The 3,078-nt window shown below is 73.9% G+C and carries 3 protein-coding genes; 2 read left to right on the top strand and 1 reads right to left on the bottom strand.

Features of this window, described 5'->3' with window-relative positions:
• The first annotated feature begins 132 nt into the window (after positions 1-132).
• Positions 133-729 carry an acyl-CoA-like ligand-binding transcription factor gene (locus tag ACFV4N_RS32070; protein WP_499676383.1) on the top strand — a complete coding sequence of 199 codons (597 nt, stop codon included), beginning with the start codon at positions 133-135 and terminating at the stop codon, positions 727-729.
• A gap of 84 nt (positions 730-813) precedes the next feature.
• Here the strand turns inward: ACFV4N_RS32070 and ACFV4N_RS32075 are convergent, their stop codons facing one another.
• Positions 814-1,284, bottom strand: coding sequence for a hypothetical protein (locus ACFV4N_RS32075; protein ID WP_499676384.1), 471 nt, complete (start codon positions 1,282-1,284; stop codon positions 814-816).
• A 139-nt stretch (positions 1,285-1,423) separates the two neighbouring features.
• Between ACFV4N_RS32075 and ACFV4N_RS32080 the strand changes: the two genes are divergently transcribed.
• The coding region (locus ACFV4N_RS32080; RefSeq protein ID WP_499676385.1) for a helix-turn-helix domain-containing protein at positions 1,424-3,078 on the top strand (1,655 nt) is incomplete at its 3' end.

Here is a 3,078-nt window from a genome sequence, read left to right on the forward strand (position 1 = left end):
CCGCCACCGCCCGCCGGGGGTCGGGGGGGCGGGGCGGCGGCGGCGTTGGGGCCCCCGGGCACTTGCCCGGGCCCCCAACCGGGGGGGGCCCCCTTGGCGGGGGGGCCGGGGGGCGGGGCCCCCACTTCTCCCGTGTCCGGGCTCAGGGAGAGAAAGAAGCAGGCCACGCGCGCCGCGCTGGCCGACGCGGCGCTGCGGTTGTGCGTGGCGCACGGCCTGGACGGGGTGACCGTCGAACAGGTCGCCAACGAGGCCGGGGTGTCGCTGCGCACGTTCTTCAACTACTTCTCCTCCAAGGAGGAGGCGGTCGTCGCCGGTGACGTGGCCACGGCCACCGCGTTCGTGCGCGCCTTCGTCGAGCGACCCGCCGCCGAACCGGTGCTGGACGCCCTGCGGCGGGCGCTGGTCGAGGTCGTCCCCGAGCACGTCGACCAGGGCAAGGTCGCCCAACTGAGGGCGCTGCGCGGCACCCCGGCGCTGCTGCCGCACCAGATCGCGGCGTTCGCCGCGCAGGAGCGGGAACTGGCCGCCGCGGTGGCCGCGCGGGTCGGCCTGGACCCCGACTCCGACCTCTACCCGGCGCTGCTCGCGGCCACCGTGATGGCGACCCTGCGCGTGGTCGTCGGCCGGTGGCTGGACACCACCGACCCGCCCCGGCTGGTCGACCTGGTGGACGCGCTGGTGGACCGGCTGCGCACGGGCTTCGCCGAGCCCGCGCCGGCGCCGTGACCGCGACCGGAGCCCCCGGAGCCGACGACTCCGACGAGACTCCGAGGACTCCGGTGACCGGGGTCGGGCGTCGCACCCCTCGGCTCAGCCGCAGTTGCCCCACTCGTACCGCGCGCCCGTCGCCACCGTGCCGGTGGCCGAGGCCGTGCGGTAGATGTCGCCCGCGTACATCACGCACAGGCGGTTCGCGCCGGCCTTGACGGCCGCGTAGTACTGGAAGGCCCCGTCGTCGACCTTCCAGGCCGGCGCACCCTCGACCATGAGCCACGCCTCGGTCCAGGTGGAGACGCCCACGTCGACCGACTTGATGGTCGCCACGCAGTTCGCCCCGCTGCTGTACATCAGCCAGACGTCCCCCCACTTCGCGCCGGACGGGGTCCGCACGTCCCGGTGCCCGTCGGTCGCCCGGGACCAGGTGCCGCCGAAGTCGTTCTGGCACGCCTCCTCCGGCGTGTAGGGGTTCGCCTCGACCGCCGCCGACGACGACGGCGCCGACAGGGCGACGGTCGCCACGACCGCCGCGGCGATGGCCGCCACTCGTGAACACAGCTTCATGACCGCTCCTCCGTGAATCGGGTGATTTCCACATTCGCCCTCGTGCCGAGCGGTGCGGAATGCCACCATGTCTAGCGGGGAGGAGTTGTCCGTTGTCCGCGCACGGGCATCGGACAACAATGATCGGACAAACTGGGGGATGTCGGTGCCACGTCCTGAAAAACCCTTGAAAGCGGATGATGATCCGGTCACCGCGCTGGCCCGGGGACTGCGAGCGCTGCGGCGGGAGGCGGGGAACCCCACATATCGCGAACTCTCTACACGTTCGCACTACTCGGTTTCCACCTTGGCCGACGCGGCGGCGGGGAAGAAGTTGCCGAGCCTCGCGGTCACGGTGGCGTTCGCGCGCGGCTGCGGCGCCGACCCCGGCGAGTGGGAGCGCCGCTGGCGTGCGGCTACGGCCGAGACCACGGCGTTCAAGCCGGAACGCGTGGATGGCGAACGTGCGCCTTACCCGGGGCCGGCCGCGTTCAGGCCGCAGGACGCCGCGCTGTTCTCCGGTCGGGAAGAACTGGCCGAGCACCTCGTCCGCCGCGTTCACCGCGACCGCTTCGTGGCGGTGTTCGGCGCTTCCGGCGCCGGGAAGTCGTCGTTGCTGCGAGCGGGCCTGATCGCGAGGAGCGAAGACCGCCCGGTGTTGTCCATGACACCGGGGTGCGCGCCGCTGGAGGAGTGCGCGGTCGCGTTGTCCGCGTTGACCGGGTGCCCGGTGGCCGAATTGCACGCCGAACTGCGCGCCGACCCGGAGAACCTGCACCTGCGGATCAGGCAGGTGACCGCGGGGAGTTCCGCGGACGTGCTGGTCGTCGTGGACCAGTTCGAGGAGTTGTTCACCCTCTGCGACGACGTCGAGCGGGAGGCGTTCCTCGGCGCGCTGCTGCACGCCGCGCGATCCCCTTCCAGCGCCGCGAGGGTGGTGTTGGGCGTCCGCACCGACTTCCGCACCCGCTGCGCGGAGCACCCGGCCCTGGCGGAAGCCATGAGGGACGCGGAGGTGCTCGTCGGCCCCATGACCACCGACGAGTTGCGCGCCGCGATCACCGGACCGGCCGAGGTGTGCGGTTACCGCCTGGAAGGCGCGCTCGTCGCGACGGTCCTCGCCGAGACCGGTGGCCACCCCGGTGTGCTGCCGCTGCTGTCGCACGCCCTGCTGGAGACGTGGCGCCGGCGACGGGGCACCACCATGACGCTGGCCGCCTACCGGGAGACCGGCGGCATCGCCGAGGCCGTCGCCCGCACCGCGGACCGCACCTACGAGGCGCTGGACGACGCGAAACGGCGGATCGCGCGAGACCTGTTCCTCCGCATGGTCGCCGCTGACGAGCGGGAGGACGCCAAGCGCGTGGTCCACCGCGACGAACTCGACACCGGTCGGGACACCGCGCTGGTCGTCGAGCGGCTGATCGGGGCCCGGCTCGTGACGGCCGACGCCCGGGGCCTGGAGATGACCCACGAGGTGCTGATCCGGTCGTGGCCACGCCTGCGGAACTGGCTCGACGCGGGGCGGGAGGGGTTGGGGGTCCACCGCCGGCTGGGCCAGGCCGCCACCTCCTGGGACGCGCTCGGCCGCGACCCCGGCTCCCTGTACCGGGGCGTTCGCCTGGCCACCGCGCACGACTGGGTGACGAACAGCGGAACCCACCTCAACGCGGTCGAATCGGCGTTCCTCGCGGCGAGCCTCGCCGCGGGGGGGGCGGGGTCGGGCGGACGGCCCCCCCCCCCCCCCCCCCCCCCCCCCCCCGACCCCCGCGCCCCCCGCCCCCGCCACGGTGTCCCCCCCCCCATCCCGCACGC

This window comes from Actinosynnema sp. NPDC059797 (genome assembly GCF_042732085.1).
Lineage (GTDB): Bacteria > Actinomycetota > Actinomycetes > Mycobacteriales > Pseudonocardiaceae > Actinosynnema.

Coding starts and splice junctions, on each gene's coding strand:
- ACFV4N_RS32075 (WP_499676384.1), bottom strand. CDS start 1,284: ATGAAGCTGTGTTCACGAGTGGCGGCCATCGCCGCGGCGGTCGTGGCG.